At 70.4% G+C, this 4,197-nt stretch carries 6 protein-coding genes and 1 pseudogene; 6 read left to right on the top strand and 1 reads right to left on the bottom strand.

The window, feature by feature from the left end:
• Positions 1-272 precede the first annotated feature (272 nt).
• The 5 genes from ACFWI9_RS33160 to ACFWI9_RS33140 all read left to right on the top strand — a co-directional run bounded on the left by ACFWI9_RS33160 (position 273) and on the right by ACFWI9_RS33140 (position 3,124).
• On the top strand, positions 273-1,019 hold the full coding sequence (locus ACFWI9_RS33160) for a DUF2993 domain-containing protein (protein WP_387168701.1): 747 nt from the start codon (positions 273-275) through the stop codon (positions 1,017-1,019).
• Positions 1,020-1,249: 230 nt separating this feature from the next.
• On the top strand, positions 1,250-1,357 hold the full coding sequence (locus ACFWI9_RS33155) for a putative leader peptide (protein ID WP_387168698.1): 108 nt from the start codon (positions 1,250-1,252) through the stop codon (positions 1,355-1,357).
• Between the two features lie 150 nt (positions 1,358-1,507).
• A complete protein-coding gene (locus ACFWI9_RS33150) occupies positions 1,508-2,353 on the top strand; it encodes a sulfurtransferase (protein WP_387168695.1) in 846 nt (281 codons plus the stop codon).
• Positions 2,354-2,422: 69 nt separating this feature from the next.
• Positions 2,423-2,710 carry a DUF1416 domain-containing protein gene (locus ACFWI9_RS33145; protein WP_338671897.1) on the top strand — a complete coding sequence of 96 codons (288 nt, stop codon included), beginning with the start codon at positions 2,423-2,425 and terminating at the stop codon, positions 2,708-2,710.
• 141 nt (positions 2,711-2,851) lie between these two features.
• A complete protein-coding gene (locus tag ACFWI9_RS33140; protein WP_387168691.1) occupies positions 2,852-3,124 on the top strand; it encodes a DUF3099 domain-containing protein in 273 nt (90 codons plus the stop codon).
• Positions 3,125-3,171: 47 nt separating this feature from the next.
• Here ACFWI9_RS33140 and ACFWI9_RS33135 read toward each other — a convergent pair whose 3' ends face one another.
• Positions 3,172-3,534, bottom strand: coding sequence for a DsrE family protein (locus ACFWI9_RS33135; protein WP_387168688.1), 363 nt, complete (start codon positions 3,532-3,534; stop codon positions 3,172-3,174).
• Between the two features lie 124 nt (positions 3,535-3,658).
• Here ACFWI9_RS33135 and ACFWI9_RS33130 point away from each other — a divergent pair.
• Positions 3,659-4,197, top strand: a pseudogene (locus ACFWI9_RS33130) (hypothetical protein); the annotation flags it as partial.

Here is a 4,197-nt window from a genome sequence, read left to right as displayed (position 1 = left end):
CTCCACTCCACAACCGGAGGCCTTCGTCGTCAGCCAGATTCAGACCGTGTCGTCGCACAAACTCGACCAACCTGCCTGGGCAGTACATCTAGGCCAGGCCTGGACATCACCGCGCCTGGCCGCAACCAGGCGCGGCAGCGGCCGCGGGAGGTCGCAAGGGCCGCAGAGGTCGCAGCGATCACGGTGGGAACTATTTCCCTGCGCCCGCACGTCGGTCATGAGGACCGTTCCGATCCCGGGCCGGCCGGACACGGGTGGGGGAACGGCACGATATGCGCGCGCTGCGAATACTTCTGATCACGGCCGTGATCCTGGGTGGGCTCTTCACCCTCGCCGACCGGCTCGCGGTCGGCTACGCGGAGCGCGAGGTCGCGGCCAAGATCAGAAGCAGCCAGGGGCTGAGCGAGGAGCCCGAGGTGTCCATCAACGGCTTCCCCTTCCTGACCCAGGTCGTGGGCTCCGAGCTTGACGACGTCTCCGTGAGCGCGGACGGCGTGACGGCCAGGGCCGGCGGGCATGCCATCCAGGTGACCGAGGTCACGGCCGAGCTGAACAGCGTCCGCCTCAATGGTCTGAGCTCCGCGGTCGCGGACCGTGCCACCGGTTCGGCCCGGATCTCCTACGCCGACCTCGCGAAGTCGGCGCCCAAGGGGGCGAGCGTCTCGTACGCGGGTGCCGAGCGTGCCGCCAAGGGACAGGTCAAGGTGTCGGGCCCGGCCGTCGAGCTGCTGGAAAGCACCGGAGTCGACGTTCCCGGCTTCGCCGAGGGCCTGCTGAAGGGCCGTACGATCACGGCGTACAGCACCGTCTCCATCGTCGGTGGCGACACGGTCCGGGTGCGCGCCGCCGATCTGCCGGGGCTGCCGGTGCCCGGCTTCGACGGCATGCTGCGGGATGCCGTCGACTACGACCTGAAGCTCGACGGGATGCCGAGCACGGTCAAGCTGGACAAGGCCCTGGCCGACGAGCGGGGGCTGCGGTTCTCGGGCGCGGGTACGGATGTGCGGCTGGCGGGCTGAGCCGCTCGGCCCAAGCGGCTTCGGCCGCAATCCCCGGGCCCCAGCTCGGGGACGATGATCGGATGGTGAGACGGTGCCGTCCGATCCGCAGATGGCTGACCGGATCGGAGCCCTCGGCCGCCCCCCGGGGTGCTTCCGGGAGCGGAAGTCATTCCGTTATGTGGACGATCGCGTCTCACTATGCGACACGCCGGTGACATGGCCGCCCCGTCGTCCCTACGATCGGCACCATGCAGCGAATTTCGAGCGGTCTCCGTCCCCGGGGACAGGCGGATCTCACGAAGCGGCGGGCAGTAGACCTGTGTCGCGTCGCCGCCATGCTCTGTCGCTCCTTCTGAGCGGAAGCTGCGCTTCCGCATCCCGGGCCCAATGACGCCCATTCCCGTCAGGGCCACCCGTGTGCCGCACGCCGTTCCGGCGCACCCGCACGCACCCCTCGCGCATCGCCCGCGCACCACTCGCCGCACACTGCCCCGGAGGAGAACAGCATGAGCCGCAGCGACGTCCTGGTAGACGCCGACTGGGTCGAGGCACACCTGGACGACCCGAAGGTCGTACTTGTCGAGGTCGACGAGGACACCTCGGCGTACGACAAGAACCACATCAAGAACGCCGTCCGGATCGACTGGAAGCAGGACCTCCAGGACCCGGTCCGCCGTGACTTCGTCGACCAGGCGGGCTTCGAGGAGCTGCTGTCGAAGAAGGGCATCTCGAACGACGACACGGTCGTCCTCTACGGCGGCAACAACAACTGGTTCGCTTCCTACGCCTACTGGTACTTCAAGCTCTACGGCCACCAGGACGTCCGGCTCCTCGACGGCGGCCGCAAGAAGTGGGAGCTCGACTCCCGCGATCTGGTGGACGGCGCGGACGTTCCGCAGCGGGCCGCCACCCAGTACAAGGCCAAGGCCCAGGACACGTCCATCCGCGCCTTCCGCGATGACGTCGTGGCCGCCATCGGCAGCCAGAACCTGGTCGACGTGCGTTCGCCCGACGAGTTCAGCGGCAAGCTGCTCGCCCCGGCGCACCTGCCGCAGGAGCAGTCGCAGCGCCCCGGCCATGTGCCGAGCGCCCGCAACATCCCGTGGTCCAAGAACGCCAACGACGACGGCACCTTCAAGTCGGACGACGAGCTCAAGGCGCTCTACGCCGATGAGCAGGTCGACCTGGCCACCGACACCATCGCCTACTGCCGCATCGGCGAGCGCTCCGCGCTGACCTGGTTCGTGCTGCACGAGCTGCTCGGTGTCGAGAACGTCAAGAACTACGACGGGTCGTGGACCGAGTACGGCTCCCTCGTCGGCGTGCCGATCGAACTCGGCGCGAACAAGTAAGCCCCGGCCCCAGGGTCTCCCCGACCCCCGACTTACCCCGCTTACCCCCGACGTAAAGGACAGAACAGCATGTGTGGAGCGCAGGTCGGCGGCCCCGACGCCTCGACGATCAAGCCCGGTGAGACCACCATCCAGGGCCAGGTGACCCGCGACGGCGAGCCCGTCACCGGTTATGTGCGGCTGCTGGACTCGACCGGCGAGTTCACCGCCGAGGTCCCGACCTCGGCGACCGGACAGTTCCGCTTCTACGCGGCCGAGGGCACCTGGACCGTCCGGGCCCTCGTCCCCGGCGGCACGGCGGACCGCACGGTCGTCGCCCAGACCGGTGGCCTCGCAGAGGTGGCCATCGCGGTCTGACCGTCCGCCGGTCCGCCGGTGGCGTAGCGAGAAACGGGCCGGAGGGCCGCACCCCAGGGGTTGGACGCCACTGGACGGGGTGCGGCCCTCCGGCCGTTGCCGCACATGTGCGGGGCCGGGGGGCGGACGTACGCTGGAGTCATGTACGCGCGGCGCCGTCACGCCTACTTCCTGATGATGGGCGGATGCCTCGTCCTCTTCGTATCCGCCGCTTTCGTACGCCTCTGGTCGGTGCCCGTGGCGGTCGCCATGTGCGTTGTGGCCATGGTGATCCCGCCGCTCGCGGCGGTGGTGGCCAACCGGCGCGGTCCCGATGACCGCTGGTGGGACGCCCCCTCGGGCGATCCGCAGTCCGACGAGTGGTGGGACGAGCTGGACGGCAAGCGCAAGCCCGGGTCAGGCCCGCGCCAGTAGCCGCGCCGAGTGTCCCGTACCGGCCGGACCCCAGCGGCGTCCCGGTCTCAGTAGACGAGTGCCTGGACGCCGTCGCCCAGCGCCTCGCTGACGAATACCTGCGCACCGGCGATCCGTACGCCCTCGATCACGTCCTTCTCGGTGATCTCCCGCCGGGCGGCGCACTGGGTGCACAGTGTGATCCTGCCCGCCGCCAGGATCGAATCGACCAGATCCGGCAGCGGTGCGGCATGCGGCAGCTCGAACTCGGCGGCCCGGCCAGGCAGCGCGAACCACGAGGACTCGCCGGTGAGCCAGAGCGAGACCTCCACGCCGCTGGCCACGGCGACGGCCGCGACCGTGAAGGCCTGAGAGCAGCGTTCGGGGGCGTCGGCCCCGGCGGTCACCTTGATCACGAGCTTCTTCGCCATATGCCGAACTGTAATGCGCGCTGCTACAACCCTGGCCGAAGGGCATGGGTCGTTTGAGTGAGCGCGGACAAGGCGTTTCCTTGCGCGCGGAACCGACCGATCATGACCATGGGGGACCTTCCTTTTGGACACGCAGGACACCGGCAGCCCTGGCACGCCGCCGCAGGCCGCGCCGCCTGAGCAGGGCAAGCAGGATCACCAGCCGGAGCGAGCGCAGCAGCCGGAGCAGGCTCCGGCGACGGAACAGCCGGGAACCGCACCGGAACTCATCGACGGCGCGGCGGGTACGGTGCGCAGGGCGCGTCGCCGCGGCAGGACGGCGCTGCTCATCGCGGTCGCTGCAGTCGTCGGCATCGCCGGCGGGACGGCCGTCGGCTACGGGGTCCAGGCCGAACATGAGCCGACACCGCTCCCGGTGCTGAGCCAGGCGGGTCTGACCTACCCGGCCAAGCCCCTCGCGGCGAGCGCGCAGCCGGTGCCGCTGAGTGCCGCCGAGGACCACCAGGTCAAGACGGGCGGCGATCTGCGCAAGCTGCTGCTGTCCAAGCCGTCGGGCGCCCGCAAGGGCGTGCGGGGGGGGGGGCCCCGGGGGGCCGGGGGCGGGGGGGGGCCCGGGGCGGGCCCCCCCCCCCGCGCCCGGGGAGGCGCTGCGCGGCTTCCGGG

Origin of the sequence: Streptomyces sp. NPDC127084, assembly GCF_042724175.1 — a bacterium.
In the GTDB taxonomy this organism is placed as follows: Bacteria; Actinomycetota; Actinomycetes; order Streptomycetales; family Streptomycetaceae; genus Streptomyces.
Note: the sequence above shows the minus strand (reverse complement) of the source record. Positions and strands in the feature narration are given on the sequence as shown.